Below are 16,696 nucleotides of genomic sequence, written 5' to 3'. Positions count from 1 at the left end.
TTATTTAGCCAATTCCATAAATGTATCTTCTATGGTTGGTGCTGTTCTTTTAATATAAATATTGTTAAGCCCTTGTTGCTGTAAATAGTTCTTTAAATCAGCAATATCAAATTCATTGCGATTATCGGTATAGTGTACAAACTCACCAAAAGGAAAAACACTATACATGTGTTTATATGCTTGTAAACTTTGAATAAGCCTATACATATTATCTGCATTAATATTATATAATGGCTTCGGAAAATGACTAACAATAGCCTTTGGCTCGTCTATTTCTAGTATTTTACCATTTTCAATTAAGGCAATACGATCACACAAAGCTGCCTCATCCATATATGGGGTAGATACTAAAATAGTAATGTTTTTTTGTTGTAAACGTTTGAGCATATCCCAAAATTCTTTTCTTGAAACAGGGTCTACGCCTGTTGTAGGTTCATCTAAAAACAATACTTTAGGTTTATGTATCAATGCACAACATAAGGCTAATTTTTGCTTCATTCCTCCAGATAATTTACCTGCTCTTCGTTTTTTAAACGGTTCTATTTGTACATAAATATCTTTTATTAAATCGTAATTCTCTTGTATGGTTGTACCAAAAATAGTAGCAAAAAAATGGAGATTTTCTTCAACAGTTAAATCTTGGTATAACGAAAAACGACCAGGCATATAACCAACATTATTTCGTATTTTTTTATAATCATTAATTACATCAAAATTTGCCACAGTAGCTTTTCCTTTATCGGCTATTAACAATGTGGTAAGTATGCGAAATAAAGTGGTTTTACCCGCTCCGTCAGGACCAATAAGTCCAAATATTTCTCCTGGGCGCACCGTAAATGAAATATTAGATAAAGCATTTACTTTACCATAAGATTTTGATATGTTCGTTATCGTAATACTCACAAATTAAAATTTTAAACCTTATTGATTTGTTTCGGGATTTAACCACATTTCGGCAGGCATACCTATTTTTAAACTACCATCGTTTTTTACTTTTATTTTTACAGCATATACTAAGGCTACCCTTTCTTCTTTAGTTTGAATAATTTTGGGAGTAAATTCGGCTTCTGAAGCAATCCAACTAATAATACCATCATACGATTTCATACTGCTTTGATTATCAATTTTAACGGTTACTTTTTGACCAATTTTTAGATTTGCTAATTGAGTTTCACTAACATAAACACGTAGCTGCATTGTTGTTAAATCGGCAATTTTATAAAGCGGTTTACCAAAAGTTACAATTTCGTTAGCTTGAGCATATTTAGATAAAACCGTTCCGTTTATTGGGTTTACAATTTCACTTTTTTGAATTTGGTTATCGAGCTGTTGTAATTGCACATCAATATTTTTAAATTCACTTACTACTGGTGCATTTTGAATTTCAATACTGTTAATACTGTTTTTTAATACCGCTACCTCTCCTTCTACATCGTCTAATTGATTTTGAGTCCCAGCATTGTCTTTAATTAAGCTTATAATTCGTGCTTTATTGGTTTCAGCAGTTTTTAATTTAGCTTGTAACACCCCAATCTGCGATAAAATGCCTTTAGATTTAGCTCGGATTACGGTTTTTTGCACCATAAGTTGTTCTTTTTTTAAATGAAGCGAAAGGGTATCGATATAGCCTATTAATTGATTTTCTTTTAAAACGTCTCCTTCATCAATATTAAACAACAATAATTTGCCTGAATTTTCAGCTGAAATAGTGGTTTCAGTAGCTTCAAAATTGCCATAACCATCTGCTCTATTATCGTTGTTTTTGCAAGCTGTTAAAAGTGTAACAGTTAGTACAATTAGTATGTTTATTGTTTTCATTGTAATTTTATTTGATTTCACCTTTTAGCGTATTGTAATTTGCTTTAGCTAATTGTAATTGGGTTTTGTGTTGATTAAAAATATTTTCGGCTTCATATAATTTTGTAAGCTCTGTAAGGTATTGAGAAGTTGTAATAACCCCATTTTTTAATTGCGAATCAGAAGTGGCAACCACTTCTTTTTGCAAACTAATAAGTTGTGTATCAATTTCAACACTAGCCTGAAGGGTTTCAATTTCTTTTTGCTGTTCATTCAAGGCTGTGTTTGTGTTTAATTTAAATACTTGTTCTTGGTTATTTATTAGATCTTTTGATAAGTTTAGAACTTCTCTTTTTTTCTTGTTTTCTTTCCAATCAAATACATTCCAATTTACCTTTACCCCTACAATATAGTAAGGTGAAAATTCATTTTTTAACATATCTAATCCAGGGTTACCATACCCGCCTGTTGCAAACCCCATAATTTGAGGTATTTTTGCTTTTGATAACACTTGCTCTTGTTGTGTTAGCTCTTGTTTTTGTAAAGTAAACAACGTTAACTCAGGCCTGTTTAACGCGCTATCTTTAACTAAAGAAATTAAAGGTTTTTTAAATTTAGTTTGCGTATCAATAGCAACCCCTATTAACATTGATAAAGACCCTATTAGCTTTGTTTTATTATTTATGACTTCTTTTTTTTGTTGTAAAATTTTTAATAATGTAGCTTCTATAACTTTATCAGAAGTAGGTAATAAAACACCGTTTTTTATGCCTGATTTTATTTCTTTTAACTTTGTGTGTAATTGCTGATTTCTTAAGTCTAATAATTTTAGTTGATTATCTAATAATAGTACCGAAAAATACAATTGATTAACCTTTTGTTTTAATTGATATAGATTTACTTCAACCTGTTGCTGTTTTTTGTCAGAAGTAATATTTTGTAGGTTCTGTGTTGCTTTAATTCTGCCTCCATTATATATTAATTGGTTTGCTGTTAGTGTTGCACGGTATTGATCTTTATTTAAAGGTTCTATACTTGAATTAGGAAAAGGTATTTGAGTTACCTCGCTCTGATAACTAGCTTGTGCATTAAAATAAAGCTGTGGTAATGTTTTTGATTTAATAACCGAAAGTTCTGCCTCTTTTTGTTGAGCTATAATGGTTTGATTTTTAGCTAAAGGATAATTTGCTTTTAAGTTCTCATAACAACTTTCTAAACTAATTGTTTGTTGACCATACGTTAGGTTTATTGTTAACAAAAACAACCCGATTAAAAATAGAGTTTTCATACGTTTATTTTTTTATCGCATTAATTATAAAATTTGCTACTTCTTTTTTTCGAGCATCTACTAAACCCTGATATGTTTTATTGTCAACATTAATAAGGGGTTTAATTAAAGGTGAAGCAATAAAGGGAAAAATATTTAACGACATAATATTAATAAATAACTGTTCTGCAGCTATAGGTTTTATAATTTGGTTGGCTACTTCTTTTTCTACCTGTTGTTTAAATTTTGTAATATTTGGAAACGCTACGTTATTTTTAATTTCTTCAATAAATTGAGGTTTTCTATTTAATTCTTGAATAATAAAATTTGGCAGATACGGGTGTTTAATAATAAAGCTAATATAATTATAGGTAAAGTTTCTTATTTTTTCTTCGACCGAAGAATCATCATTTAGTATTGCATTAAGCTGTGGAGCTAACAATGAAAATGCTTTTTTAAAAACCGCCTCAAACAACAATTGTTTACTTCTATAGTAATAATGTAACATCGCTTTGTTTATATTGGCTTTATCAGCTATTTCTTGCATACGCGCTCCGTCCATTCCTTTTGCTTGAAAAATAACCTGAGCTGCAACTAATATTTGCTCTTCTGTTTTATTGTCTTTCTGTTTTTTCATCATTTCAACTCACTAGATTAACTAAAAAGTTTAACTGTTTGGTTAACAAATGTACAAATAATATTAATTGAATTAAAAAAAAAGATGGTCAAAAAGTTATAAAGCGTTATTTACATTAAAAATAAAGGCTGTAAACAATTAATAAGCCAATAATGTTTTTAATGCTTTTTCAAATTTAACAGCTGGTAAATATTGATTTTCTAACTCTTTAGCAAACGGTATTGGAGTTTCTATACTTGCCACACGTTTTACAGGAGCGTCCAGATATTTAAAACAATTTTCAGTAATTAAAGCCGATAAATCGCTTGAAATACTACCAAATAACGAATCTTCTTGTAAAATAATTACTTTGCCTGTTTTTTTGACTGATTGGTAAACTGTTTCGACATCTAAGGGTTGTAAAATTCTTAAATCGATTAAATCTGCCGAAATAGCTGGATTATTTTTCAAGGTTTCTAATGCCCAATGTACACTTGCTCCATAAGCAATAATTGTAATTTGATTACCTTGTTTAATTACCGAGGCCTTTTCTAAAGAAATTGTATAATAATTATCTGAAACTTCTTGATAAATAGAACGGTATAACGCTTTGTGTTCAAAAAATAATACAGGATTAGGGTCTGCTATTGCTGTAGCTAACAAGCCTTTAGCATCTGCAGGAAAAGCGGGGTACACTACTTTTAATCCAGGCACTTTAGTAAACCATGCTTCATTGGTTTGGCTGTGAAACGGACCAGCCCCCACCCCTGCACCACAAGGCATTCGAATAACTACATCGGCAGGTTGCCCCCAACGATAATACGATTTTGCTAATAAATTTACGACAGGATTAAACCCCGTTGAAATAAAATCGGCAAATTGCATTTCTACAACGGCTTTCATACCATTAATGGCTAATCCGTAAGCTGCTGAAATAATAACCGATTCACAAATTGGAGTATTTCTTACACGTTGTTTACCAAACAAGTCAACAAACCCTTCTGTAATTTTAAAAACACCGCCATAATCAGCAATATCTTGCCCCATTATAACTAAGTTGTCATACTTTTCCATTGACTGTTTTAATCCGTCTGAAATAGCATCAATTAGTCTTATTTTTTTAGTATTAAATAAAGGGGCTGCTTCTTGGCATTCATGAGACTTATACACATCTGCCAATTCAGTTTGTAGATTTGCGATTATATTTTGTTCACCATCCGCAATTTTTAATTGAGCAGTTATTTCTTTTTTTAATTTTTTTCTAAGTTCTTGATCTTGCGAAGCCGATATTATTTTTTCAGCTAATAAAAACGATTTAAAATTGGTAATAGGATCTCTTTTCTCCCAGTATTCTATCAACTGCTTAGGTACATATTTTATGCCACTAGCTTCTTCATGACCTCGTATTCTAAAGGTTTTAAACTCAAGTAAAACAGGTCTTGGTTTTTTACGAATACTTTTAGCAATTTCTGATACTTTTGTAAACACTTCAACAACATTATTTCCATCAATAATATGACTTTCAATTCCGTACCCTTTTCCTCTATCAGCTAAATTTTCGCAATGATATTGCTCTGAGATAGGTGTTGATAGTCCGTACCCATTATTTTCTATACAAAACAACACAGGCAAACTCCATACTGAGGCCACATTTAATGCTTCATGAAAATCACCTTCACTACTACCTCCTTCACCAGTAAAAACAGCACAAACTTGTTTGTTTTGTTTTAACTTGTTAGCTAATGCTATTCCGTCTGCAATACCCATTTGTGGTCCCAAATGAGAAATCATACCAATAATTTTATAGGCTTGCGTACCAAAATGAAAACTTCGATCACGTCCTTTTGTAAACCCGTTTGCTTTGCCTTGCCATTGAGAAAACAACCTGTATAACGGTATTTCACGAGTTGTAAAAACGCCCAAATTTCTATGCATTGGCAAAATATACTCATCTTTGGTTAGTGACATAGTAACCCCAACAGCAATCGCCTCTTGCCCTATACCACTAAACCATTTAGAAATTTTTCCTTGACGCAATAAAACCAACATTTTTTCTTCAATCAGCCGAGGTTTTAACATCGATTTATAAAGCTGTACTAATGTTTTATTGGTAAGGTTGTTTTTTTGATAGATGATTTGATTTGACATACCGCCCAAGTATATAAATAAACACAAACATACTGGAAAAAAAACAGTTTGTGACAACCTAAACTCAATTATTAATTATAAAATAGAACTTATGTAAATAAAAAAATCCTCATTTTAATGAGGATTGTTAATTTAAAATACACGTAATTATAATTCTTTAAATATAGCGTGCATCATTCGTTTTTTATCGTTTATGCTTTCTTCTAGTGCAATCATTGTTTCGGTTCTATTAATACCCGGTATATCATCTATTTTATAAATAATCTCTTTCGCATCTGTTGTTCCTTTAGCTCTTACTTTACAAAATATATTATACTTACCTGCAGTAACATAAGCAACTGTGATATTAGGAATACGGCGTAAATTTTCAATTACAGCTTGGGTTTTTGATGTTTTTTCTAAAAAAACACCCACATGGGCAATAAAGGTATACCCCATTTTTTCGTAATTTAACGTAAGTGTAGAGCCTTGAATAATACCTTCATCTTCCATTTTTTTAACTCGCACATGAATAGTTCCTGCAGAAACCAATAACCTTTTTGCAATATCAGTAAAAGGGGTTCTTGCATTTTCAATCAAAATATCTAAAATTTGATGATCAATTTCATCTAAAACAAATTTTTTCATTTTATTCAATTTATACAATTAATTTAACAAAAGTATGAATTTTATTTAAATTTTTAGTTCAAAATTTAATAAATTAATATAAAAATCAATAAATTAATATAAATTTTATTTATTGGATAATTTCATGATGTCCGAAGTAGTTAGATAAATCACCTTCTTTTACCTTTTCTAAGGTACGTAAAAAGTGGTTATCTTTTATCGACTCAATGTATTGAAAAGCAATGTCTTCTGCTTTTTTTTGTGGATACCGATGAATAACATCAAAAAACATTTCTTGATTATTAGGAATATCAAAATACGGCTTATAATTGGTAAACTCTTGCGTGGTAGCTATGTGATAAATTCCTTGTAGTAATGCGTAAAAATTAAATTTTCTGACTTGCTCTCTATCATAATCATCAGGATAATGCCCCGCTTCAATTAAAACCGTATTATACCCTAATTTTTGAAAATTATCACCTGTGGCCGTCGGATAAAACTCATCGGTATAACGCCCAATATGATTTGGAATAGCTTGCTGTAACAACATATTCATTGCTACAATAACATCCATTGTTTGTTTTCTTCCCTCAGTAATTTTACGAGTAGGTTCTTCTGAAGGGGCTAAAAATGAAATAGTAGCCGTATTTTTTGTGTTTTCTACCCCAAAAATAGTGCGTTGATCATGTAAATTAAAACAAAAACTAGGATTAAAATCTTCTAATACTTTACGTAAAAGTTTACTTTCTTTAGCTTTTTGGTCTACCGCATCTCTATTTAAATCGATTTGATGAGCATTTACTCGGGTGTATGCCAATGCCCCATCTGGATTAAGCATTGGAATAATTTGAATAGTACAATTATTTGTTATTATTTTAAAAATTGCATTATCTAAATTAGCAAAACAATTTAGTAAATCAAAAACAGCTTTAGTACCTGTACTTTCGTTGCCATGCATTTGACTCCAGATCATAATTTTTTTTACGCCCTTACCTATTTTAATACTATATATAGGTGTATTATTTTCAGAACTACCTATTTGTTGAATTGTAAACTTGTTAAATTTAGACAAGAGCGGATTGATGTCTGAAAAAGTAATCCATTTGCCAAAAAGTGATTGTTCTTTTTGTTGACGATAAATGTTTTCTAGTTCAGAAATTAAAATTGATTGCATAGCTAATTAATAAATTATGATTTGCAAAAATAGTTTTTTTTGAACAATATAAGTTACAAAAGTAAATCAAGCTTAGTTTACTTCTGTAACCACATCTTTTTAATGGTCAATTTACTTTTCTAACTTCTTTTTACATTTACAAGCACGCTTTATCAAGGCTGATATTTTTAATATAATTAAAATTTATATACAAAATATAAAGTGCTTACATTTAAGTAAATAAGTTTAATTATTTAATGTTTAAGTTTAGGTTTACAGACTATTGTAAAACCTTGTAAAAAGAGATTTTTGTATAGTTTAAAAAGTTTTGTTACATTTGTAATATTAAGTATTGTTTACAAATGTTAAATAATCAAGATTTTATAAATAGACTTCAAGAAATCATTTCACACTACAATTTAACTGCTTCTAGTTTTGCAGACAAAATAGGTGTGCAACGTTCTAGTATCTCACACCTCCTATCGGGTAGAAATAAACCTAGTTTAGATTTTATTTTAAAAATCACTAGTACTTTTAACGAAGTAGATATCTATTGGTTGGTAAATGGTAAAGGTAGTTTTCCTAAGGCTAAAATAATAACCGAACAAAAAACAACTTCTTCTTATGCTACCACCCTTTTCGACTCTTCTACAACAAAAGCAGAAGAAAAAAGGGAGGGTAAAAAAACAATTAAAGAAATACAACGTATTGTTGTTTTTTATAATGATGGTACATTTGAAGAATATAAAAACACTCGCTACTAACCGGTTAATTTTAGATTAGTTAATAAACTAATTACATATTTAATTTTTTACCTAGGTAAACAATAACGTCGTTTTGTTTTATTTTAGAGGTGTTAAAAGTGCTAATAATATCAAATTCACCAGTTCTTTTTACAAAGATAGGAATAGCTTTTAGCTCATTATTTAACAGCTTTATTTTGTCAAGATAATCTTCTGGCGAACTTACCTGTAACTCGTTAATTATAGGATAATCTCTCGCACTTTCATTTAAATTAAAATAGTCGTCGTATTGTGTAAATAACACATCGTTATTTTCAAGCTTATGTGTTTTTACCTCATTAGGGGTAGCTATTCTGTATGCTCCTTTTTCCCCATAAGTTTTCGAAAATTCTTTTACTGCGTATTTATTTACAATATCGCTTCCTGTCATAGCTATTAAATATCCTACATCACTCAACTCTATATTATCACTTACCCCTTCTCTATAAATATTAACGTCAAAAGCTTCTAAGCCATCGGAAATAGCTTGGTCTATATAATTCTTATTTTGATCTAATAAAACCACTCTTCTATCGTTTGCTGTTAAGTACTTGGCTATAACTCTTGCTACTTTTGAAGCTCCAATAATAACTATTGCATCTGAATTTTTTAAAAATACACCTACTAGTTTAGCAAATAAGCGTGCCGTTGTAGCGTTTAATAAAACGGTGCCTAAAACAATTAAAAAAACTAGCGGTGTTATATATTCTGCTCCTGCAAAGCCCTCTTTAATAAGCTTTGTACCAAATAAAGAAGCAATACCTGCAGCAACAATACCTCTTGGACCTACCCAACTAATAAACAATTTTTCGTTAAACTGAAGCGATGATTTATAGGTGCTTAAAAACACGCCTAAAGGACGTATTACTAAAACTACTAACGAAAATAATAAAAAAGCTTTCCAATTAAATACCAATAGTAATTCGCTAATATCCATATTAGCGGCTAACACAATAAATAATATGGATATTAGTAATATCGACAACGATTCTTTAAAATATAATAATTCGTCAAAATTATTAAGTTTACTATTCGCTATTACCATACCCATTACCACTACTGCTAACAAACCCGATTCTTTTGCAAACAAATCAGAAAGTACAAACACCAATAACACCATTGAAAGCGATACAACATTTAACAGGTAATGTGGCACTAATTTTTTATTTATAACAAAAATTAAGATATGAGCAAACGTAAAACCAAAAGTAGAACCAAATAATAAAATTTTACCAAATTCTAGCAAAGCTGTTTTTGTAAAACCACTACCCCCGCCTACACTAATAAATTCAAAAACTAATACGGCAACTAGAGCGCCAATAGGATCAATAAGTATACCTTCCCATTTTAACACTGCAGCAACATCTTTTTTTAAAGGTATATTACGTAAAATAGGCGATATTACTGTAGGGCCTGTTACAATTATTAATGCTGCAAAGAGCATCGATATTTCCCAATCTAAATCAAAAATATAATGAGCGCAAATAGCTCCTAAAACAAAGGTAACAGCACTACCTATTGTTATTAATTTTGTTATAACGGGTCCTACATTAGAAACTTCATTTTTTTTAAGTGTTAACCCTCCTTCAAATAAAATAATACTAATTGCCAACGAAACAAAATAAAATAATCCATCACCTGGAAACAACCCTTTTGTGCCATTCCAAACAGGCTCAATCCACTTACTACCATCATCACTAAAAAATGTCGCGGCTATAGGGCCAACAAATAATCCAATTAAAATTAATGGTAAAATAGCGGGTATTTTAAATTTCCAAGCAACCCATTGAGCTAAAATTCCTAAAATAACAATTGCAGCTAATTCAATCATAATTTATCACATATTTAAAGCAGTTAATTTAGCAAATAAAAACCAAACAGAAAATCGACAAGAATTTTGTAAACTACCTATGACCAGCAATAAATTATAATGTACACGAGTATTTCAGTTTATTTTTCATGTGATTCATAAAACAAAACTCCGCTAAAAGTATTATTCAGGTTTAAAGGTATTCTATAGCTATGTCTTTATATTTTGTAAGGTCTTAGCGTTAAAAATGAAGTTTTTTTCTTATGTCGCTTACAATAGGTAAATACTTTTTATACTTGAAACTGTAGGTTAAAAAATGAGCCACCAGAAATACTGGTGACTCATTTTTTTCTTTCTTTCTATTTGATTTGGTTTTCAGGTTGTAAAGGCATTACCAAATTCATATTGTTCTTCATGCCAAGGTCAAAAATCCTATGCAGTTTTTTGAGTACTTCCCTGTTGCCATCAACCTTTGCTTTTCCATTATTTATCAAATCGTCTAAGGTTACTTTTCCTGACATCAAAGCGAGTAAATCAAGTTTCGATATTTCTAAAGAAACTTGAGGATTCTTACTTTTGTAGCCCATTACACTATTTAGTACGCCATTGTGAAGTTCTAGGCTAAATTGACCTTCACCTTTCAACACAAGATCCATTTCAACATTACCAAGTACCAAAGCTTTTTTTGGGTCTACTGTCATACTTAAATAAGAGATTAACAAATCAGGAGGAAGAGCTGCAATTACTTCAGGAGAAGCGGTATTAAGTTTATTTGGCACATTGCCACCTGTTCTAAGTTCATAAGCTCCAGAAAGATAAAGATTGCGGTATAGTGCATTTTCTTCTTGATACCCCAGTTGTTCCAATGCATCAGCCATTAAATAATTTGCATCAGTATTTTTTCCATTGTATGCAACGATGTTGTTCAGTAGGTCAACCGTAAATCGGTAATCTCCCTTGTTAAAAGCATTAAAGGCTGCATCCAACATTTTGTCTTCTCCACCCATAGCTTCCACATAACGTTTACCTCTTTCATTATCAGGGTAAATTGCTAATTCTGCGGCATTTCCACTAAACCAACCCAGATTGAGTATATATGTGGCCTTCAGGTTGTTTTTCAAGTGACCATAATAAGGGCGATTGTCCCAATTCTTGACAACAGGTTCAGGAAGTTTTGCGTATTCGGCAATTTCTTGTGGGCTATAGCCGTAATTGGCGTATCGTAGAACCGTATTGTACATTGATTTATATAAGTCACGTTGTGCTTTCATGTATTCATTTACATTTTTATTGCCCCATACTGGCCAAGTATGTGGACCAAAATTTACTTCAACATCGCCACCCCATCTCGCTATTATTTCACCGAGATACTTCGACCATAAATTAGCATCTCTTGTTTTTGCTCCTCGTAGCGTATAAATATTGTGCTGAAGGTGATTAAGATCTTCTGCCATAGACATGGCTTTCCATTTTTTGATGAAGAATACCATTTCTGCTGGAGCTTCAGCATGAGGGGTTAAATAGAATTCAAATTCAACGCCATCAATAGTAAGGGTTTCCCAATTTTTGGTAATAACCTTATTGGGAATGGGTAAACCCGATGCACCATCAGCTAAAGCTAGACCTAATGCAGCAGTTATTTTGCCTTTTGGCCCAGCTTTCAAAACATTTCCATATTGATACCCAGCTCTTCTGGCCATTACGTTGCCTGCCATTACGTTTTCGCTAACAGCTTCTTCTACAAAATGTTCAGGTGTTAGCAATAAAATGCGACCACTTTTAATGTCCTCTCGTGTGGCTAGTCCCGCATCGTATATACCATCTATCCCTCCAAAGTGATCGGCATGGCTATGCGAAATTATTACAGCTTTTAGCGGACGTTTGCCTCTATATTTCTCATACAGTTTAATAGAATTGGCTAGTGTTTTAGGTGAATACTCAATATCGAATAAAATAATACCGTTGTCGCTTTCAATAATAGTAAGGTTTACAAGATCTTGACCTCTAACTTGATAGATATTGTCAACTACCTTAAAAAGCCCCCCTCGGTTAACTAATTGAGCATGACGCCAAAGACTTGGGTTGACAGTAGCAGGGGCTTTTTTATTCTGCATGAAATTCATTTTAGTGGCGCTCATTACTCCTTCAATATCTCCATTATCGATTAGAGGAGCAATGAAACCTCTATCTACATTTTCGAATGCTGTTTTATCGGCAAAGTTTAACTCTTTATAAACAGCAGCATTAAGTGTTTTGGTAAATTCTGTGGCCTCTTTTTGATTGGCATTGGTTGTAGTTCGTGATGTTCCATTTTTAGGATTTTGGCTATGGCAAACTGCAGCAATAAACAAAATTGCTGAAATTAATTTCATTTTCTTTTTCATAATTATTGTTTTTAAGGGTTATTTATTTTGATTACGCTCAGATATAGTTTAAAATCAACTAAATGAAATAAAAATATATATTTATCAATATTTTATAATTATTTTATCTATATGCAAAACATAAAAATTAGCTATGTAGACAAAACAAGTGAACCTTCAATACAGAAATTATTTTTAATCTACTTTCTTAATACTCGGAAAAACTATTCCTAGTTTTGGGTTATAAACCCTAAATACGCCGTAAAAATTCTTTCCATTGGTGGGTATTGCATTGTCGCCTTCTCCCTTTGGATTAATTCTTACGGTTACCGATCCATCTTTATTTTTAACCGTACGATAATAATTTACATTGTACACATTTTTACGGTTCGGAATTAGGTAACGATCCTCTATATTGTAAACGGTAACAGACCAATATCCATTTTTATCGGCCATTAATGATTCGGCAGGAACTTGGATTTCATAGCTATCCACACCATTTAACGGGTCTCCATTTTGGTCTTTTAGATATTGTAAATAGTCAGCAACGTAAGCTTGGGTACCTAACTGACCTAAAAAAACTCCTGCGCATCGATCCATCATTCCAACACCTTCGTACTCACTACCAAATAGTTTTCTTGCATTTTTGATAATATTGAGCGAGTAGTCTTTAATTATTTCAAGACCGGCTTTGGCTTCTTTATCCGTAAAACTTGGAATTAAAAATTTCTTATTACTTTTTCCTACTGTTATTTTCTGGTTATTTTTAACCAGGTTTAATACTTCAGATTCATTATTAACAATTACATGACGTGTAAAAGCTAAACCTTCTATGGTATTAATGACAATATCATATGAATCTTTAATAGGATTTTTTTGATTAGGTAAACGAACCACTACTGGTTTATCAGGAGAAATCAATACCTCCATATAATGATTCATATCAAACACACTTAATGAAGAATACATTTGATATTTAGGCATAGTTATTACAATGGGATTGTCGGCTATATTAAACCATGAATACCCATAGTTTACATCAGACTGTGGGGTGATAACTGTTCTATCTTTAGCTGTTACGGCGCCTGAAAATTGCCATTCGCCGTAAGAATATTTAGTCAACCATTCATCGCGCATTTCTGCTTGCTTGATAGCCGGATACCATTGCAGGTATTCTGTGATTCTGTAACTGGGAATTTGGTTTGATGGGCTCGTATTTTGCCCTTGGGCATTAATACCGCTTAGCGCTATGAGCCCAATAAAAAATAGTGAGATTAATCGTTTCATGTTGTTTATTTTTAATTATTATTTTAATATACCCAATGGTATGTCGTAATACATTATTATAAATGTGTGAATTTTTATCTAATTTCAACTAGTCATTAACAAGTTCTATTTCGCTGGGTCTCCAAGTTTTATCGATCCAAGGTTGTAATGGACCGTACATTCTCAAAATGGTAAACCAACTTTTACCGGGGATAGTTTGCAACCAATTATTTTCGAATCCAACAGGTGCTTCGGGAGCAAAATAGATATCTATCGATCCATCATCATTTGTCTTGAAACCTTTTGTTTGACTACCCACAGTAGGAAACGGTTGATCCGTTTGTAATTGAGACCTTGTTTGTGTATCATATATAGTAAATGCCCAAAAATTATTCACAGGAACATCAGGGGGTAAATGAACTTTATAAGTCTTCGAGCCATCAAGCGGTTTCTTATTAGCATCTACAAACCCGATTGCATAATCCGAGCCTTTTCCAGGGATAGTTACAGCCATAGCAGGAGTAACAACCGTATAGGAATAGTAGAAAAATGTTCTGGCATCGCTATTCATGGTTTGCCCATCTTTCCCATTAAAGAAAACATTTTTGTCAAGAAAGGCCATTAACCATCCGCTATTGGTATCAGGGTAAATCTGTATTCCTTTCATATTATCTACACTACCCTCAACTCTGGGATACCATGATATGGAACGCGCTGTTGCATTACCAATGGCCACTGCATCGGTTAATATTTTTTTCATTCTTTCATCGGGAGCAAAGGGTTTTCCCTTTTCAATTCCAATAGATGCAAAAAGACCTCTTGTTTCTGGGTCGAGCATTTCTAGCGGTTCTTCCTGAATGATTTCATTCAAGTTTTCAAAAAAGGTATAATCGTTAAAATCAATGGTATTGAAGACTTTATGTGACACATTTATAAACTCCATTTTAGGAGGATTGTCTTTCATTGAAAGAGGATACACTTTTACCGTTTCTTTGGCTAACTGTACCGCTTTTTCCAAACCTTGGCTTATTGATAATCGCATAAAAATCCACACTTTATAGGTAGGAGATTTAACTACAAAATATCCTTTGGGGATATTGCCCTCATAATCTGGCGGCAACACTAAAAATTTTCCTCCCTTTCCTTTATCAGGACCAAAAACTCCAATATCATTTATATATCTGAACCAGGCATCATTAAATCCACCCAGCAAGCCCGGGGGAGCTTCCACAACCATTGCTCCATTCGCCTTTAAGTCTAATGTTGGAGCGATATATAGTGTAGAAGTATTCCCTGTCAGAAAAAAGGATTTAGAATCTAAAAGATCTGCAGTAATCAGAATTTTATTATACGCATTTATACCTAAAGATTTTGGACCTTTTATAAGCATTCTCAAAGAAGTTCCTTGTATTCCTTTTAAATAGGCATCAACCCCACGCATGCGGTCTAGGTTGTCGTAAACCAATTCAGCCGTTTCGGGGAGTGGTGCACCATCCATAAATTTTAATGTCCCAATTGATGTTTCAACGACATCAGGTGTGACCAGCCCTTCAGGAATGTCTGTGGTTTGTGAAAAAGTTGGAACATTCTTAGCATCCTTTTCAGTCTGCTTAATTTGTTGGGTCTGTAGATTTTGGCAACCTATAGATACAAATAAGATTGCCAAGTAAAATAATTTAGTAGATTTCATGTTAGTTTTATTTTATTTGTTAAGGATTCTCTTTAATTATAATTCTGACTAACGTCAAATTTTAAATTTCATATTTCTCTTTAAATTTGCACGTTGGTCGATAAATTTAATTTTGTGTTTTATAAGATGTAAGAAATGTGCTCCGACAAAGTGCTAAACGTAGTTCTACTTTGAAAAGGCAAATACAATAAGTTTGAATAATAAATACTAGTAATATTTACTAGGATGTTGATTGTTTATCACTAGTGTTAATTCGTCAATAGATTGCCCTTGGCAATCATTTTTTGTTAAATTTATTGTATTGGGAGTTTGAAAAGTAGAGCCAAATTACGTTTAGCGCTTTGTTGTGAATAGTTTGGTTCTCATTATACCTTCAATATCTCCATTGTCGATTCGAGGAGCGATGAAACCTCTATCTACATTTTCGAATGCTGTTTTATCGTCAAGGTTAAACTCTTGATAAACAGCTACATTAAGTGCTTTGGTAAATTCTACGACCTCTTTTTGACTAGCATTAGTTGTAGACCGTGATGTTCCATTTTTAGAATTTTGGCTGTGGCAAACTGCAGCAATCAACAAAATTGCTGAAATTAATTTCATTTTCTTTTTCATAGTTATTATTTTTTAAAGGGGGATTGATTTTACGTTCAAATATAGTTTAAAATTAACTGAAAATCAACTAAATGAAATAAAATTATATATTTATCACCTGTTGTGCATTTTAAATAACACCTATTTAATATTATTTATTTTTCTATTAAAAATAAACTTATTGTTGTATTATATTGTTGTCAAAGCGGTTATTTTCGATAGTATTCTAGTTTTTAAACTGTTAAAAGATTTAGTATAATTTCGTCTAATCATAAACTAATCACATAATTGAGAGAATAATATTTCTATTCTTTTCCTTTATTTTTTTTATAGATGTGATATTATTCTTTATAATTTTTCTGATTTTTTTCTTATCGGCGTATTGAATTTTATATTACAGATTTATTCAGTAATTAATTTACTCAAATTCTTGTTTTGAGTAATTATTGTATGGTAACTATTGATGTTGAATTTTAGTTCTCCTACTCCTGGTTTAAATTTAATTTTGTTTTGACCTAAAGAAAAATTAATTAAAATTATATTTATTATAATATACATTAATATTTTTCTCTTCATATTTTTCATTAACTTATTACAACATTATATA

14 protein-coding genes are annotated in these 16,696 nt (G+C 31.6%); 1 reads left to right on the top strand and 13 read right to left on the bottom strand.

Annotation, left to right across the window (positions count from 1 at the left end; all coding sequences use genetic code 11):
• From AB2B44_RS07950 to AB2B44_RS07920, 7 genes are all read right to left on the bottom strand, one after another.
• Positions 1 to 903, bottom strand: coding sequence for an ABC transporter ATP-binding protein (locus AB2B44_RS07950; protein WP_369049041.1), 903 nt, complete (start codon positions 901 to 903; stop codon positions 1 to 3).
• A gap of 18 nt (positions 904 to 921) precedes the next feature.
• Complete coding sequence (locus AB2B44_RS07945) at positions 922 to 1,818, bottom strand: HlyD family secretion protein (protein WP_369049040.1); 897 nt, start codon at positions 1,816 to 1,818, stop codon at positions 922 to 924.
• A 7-nt stretch (positions 1,819 to 1,825) separates the two neighbouring features.
• Positions 1,826 to 3,085, bottom strand: coding sequence for a TolC family protein (locus tag AB2B44_RS07940; RefSeq protein ID WP_369049039.1), 1,260 nt, complete (start codon positions 3,083 to 3,085; stop codon positions 1,826 to 1,828).
• Between the two features lie 4 nt (positions 3,086 to 3,089).
• Positions 3,090 to 3,704 (bottom strand): TetR/AcrR family transcriptional regulator, encoded by a 615-nt coding sequence (locus AB2B44_RS07935; RefSeq protein ID WP_369049038.1) that lies wholly within the window; start codon positions 3,702 to 3,704, stop codon positions 3,090 to 3,092.
• Between the two features lie 135 nt (positions 3,705 to 3,839).
• Complete coding sequence (locus AB2B44_RS07930; protein WP_369049037.1) at positions 3,840 to 5,828, bottom strand: thiamine pyrophosphate-dependent enzyme; 1,989 nt, start codon at positions 5,826 to 5,828, stop codon at positions 3,840 to 3,842.
• Positions 5,829 to 5,975: 147 nt separating this feature from the next.
• Entirely contained in the window at positions 5,976 to 6,455 is a 480-nt protein-coding gene (locus AB2B44_RS07925) for an Lrp/AsnC family transcriptional regulator (RefSeq protein WP_369049036.1), read from the bottom strand.
• 109 nt (positions 6,456 to 6,564) lie between these two features.
• On the bottom strand, positions 6,565 to 7,608 hold the full coding sequence (locus AB2B44_RS07920; protein WP_369049035.1) for a M14 family zinc carboxypeptidase: 1,044 nt from the start codon (positions 7,606 to 7,608) through the stop codon (positions 6,565 to 6,567).
• Between the two features lie 341 nt (positions 7,609 to 7,949).
• Between AB2B44_RS07920 and AB2B44_RS07915 the strand changes: the two genes are divergently transcribed.
• Positions 7,950 to 8,351, top strand: coding sequence for a helix-turn-helix domain-containing protein (locus tag AB2B44_RS07915; RefSeq protein WP_369049034.1), 402 nt, complete (start codon positions 7,950 to 7,952; stop codon positions 8,349 to 8,351).
• Between the two features lie 31 nt (positions 8,352 to 8,382).
• Here the strand turns inward: AB2B44_RS07915 and AB2B44_RS07910 are convergent, their stop codons facing one another.
• The 6 genes from AB2B44_RS07910 to AB2B44_RS07885 all read right to left on the bottom strand — a co-directional run bounded on the left by AB2B44_RS07910 (position 8,383) and on the right by AB2B44_RS07885 (position 16,665).
• Positions 8,383 to 10,200, bottom strand: coding sequence for a cation:proton antiporter (locus AB2B44_RS07910; protein ID WP_369049033.1), 1,818 nt, complete (start codon positions 10,198 to 10,200; stop codon positions 8,383 to 8,385).
• A gap of 338 nt (positions 10,201 to 10,538) precedes the next feature.
• Positions 10,539 to 12,563: an alkyl/aryl-sulfatase gene (locus AB2B44_RS07905; RefSeq protein WP_369049032.1), complete on the bottom strand. Its 2,025-nt coding sequence runs from the start codon at positions 12,561 to 12,563 to the stop codon at positions 10,539 to 10,541.
• Positions 12,564 to 12,737: 174 nt separating this feature from the next.
• A complete protein-coding gene (locus AB2B44_RS07900) occupies positions 12,738 to 13,829 on the bottom strand; it encodes a DUF1214 domain-containing protein (protein ID WP_369049031.1) in 1,092 nt (363 codons plus the stop codon).
• 88 nt (positions 13,830 to 13,917) lie between these two features.
• The gene (locus AB2B44_RS07895) at positions 13,918 to 15,498 is read right to left on the bottom strand and encodes a DUF1254 domain-containing protein (RefSeq protein ID WP_369049030.1); all 1,581 of its coding nucleotides are present in this window, start codon (positions 15,496 to 15,498) and stop codon (positions 13,918 to 13,920) included.
• Between the two features lie 333 nt (positions 15,499 to 15,831).
• Positions 15,832 to 16,110 (bottom strand): hypothetical protein, encoded by a 279-nt coding sequence (locus AB2B44_RS07890; protein WP_369049029.1) that lies wholly within the window; start codon positions 16,108 to 16,110, stop codon positions 15,832 to 15,834.
• Positions 16,111 to 16,491: 381 nt separating this feature from the next.
• Positions 16,492 to 16,665 (bottom strand): hypothetical protein, encoded by a 174-nt coding sequence (locus AB2B44_RS07885; RefSeq protein ID WP_369049028.1) that lies wholly within the window; start codon positions 16,663 to 16,665, stop codon positions 16,492 to 16,494.
• Positions 16,666 to 16,696: the final 31 nt, after the last annotated feature.

The organism is Tenacibaculum sp. UWU-22, assembly GCF_041021355.1.
GTDB lineage: Bacteria > Bacteroidota > Bacteroidia > Flavobacteriales > Flavobacteriaceae > Polaribacter.
The sequence above is the reverse complement of the archived record's forward strand: the minus strand, read 5'-3'. Positions and strand labels throughout refer to the sequence as shown.

Excerpts from the sequence above, each read along its gene's own strand:
- AB2B44_RS07885 (WP_369049028.1), bottom strand. The coding sequence starts at position 16,665 with ATGAAGAGAAAAATATTAATGTATATTATAATAAATATAATTTTAATT.
- AB2B44_RS07890 (WP_369049029.1), bottom strand. The coding sequence starts at position 16,110 with ATGAAAAAGAAAATGAAATTAATTTCAGCAATTTTGTTGATTGCTGCA.
- AB2B44_RS07930 (WP_369049037.1), bottom strand. The coding sequence starts at position 5,828 with ATGTCAAATCAAATCATCTATCAAAAAAACAACCTTACCAATAAAACA.
- AB2B44_RS07925 (WP_369049036.1), bottom strand. The coding sequence starts at position 6,455 with ATGAAAAAATTTGTTTTAGATGAAATTGATCATCAAATTTTAGATATT.
- AB2B44_RS07945 (WP_369049040.1), bottom strand. The coding sequence starts at position 1,818 with ATGAAAACAATAAACATACTAATTGTACTAACTGTTACACTTTTAACA.
- AB2B44_RS07915 (WP_369049034.1), top strand. The coding sequence starts at position 7,950 with ATGTTAAATAATCAAGATTTTATAAATAGACTTCAAGAAATCATTTCA.
- AB2B44_RS07920 (WP_369049035.1), bottom strand. The coding sequence starts at position 7,608 with ATGCAATCAATTTTAATTTCTGAACTAGAAAACATTTATCGTCAACAA.
- AB2B44_RS07935 (WP_369049038.1), bottom strand. The coding sequence starts at position 3,704 with ATGATGAAAAAACAGAAAGACAATAAAACAGAAGAGCAAATATTAGTT.
- AB2B44_RS07940 (WP_369049039.1), bottom strand. The coding sequence starts at position 3,085 with ATGAAAACTCTATTTTTAATCGGGTTGTTTTTGTTAACAATAAACCTA.
- AB2B44_RS07910 (WP_369049033.1), bottom strand. The coding sequence starts at position 10,200 with ATGATTGAATTAGCTGCAATTGTTATTTTAGGAATTTTAGCTCAATGG.
- AB2B44_RS07905 (WP_369049032.1), bottom strand. The coding sequence starts at position 12,563 with ATGAAAAAGAAAATGAAATTAATTTCAGCAATTTTGTTTATTGCTGCA.
- AB2B44_RS07900 (WP_369049031.1), bottom strand. The coding sequence starts at position 13,829 with ATGAAACGATTAATCTCACTATTTTTTATTGGGCTCATAGCGCTAAGC.
- AB2B44_RS07895 (WP_369049030.1), bottom strand. The coding sequence starts at position 15,498 with ATGAAATCTACTAAATTATTTTACTTGGCAATCTTATTTGTATCTATA.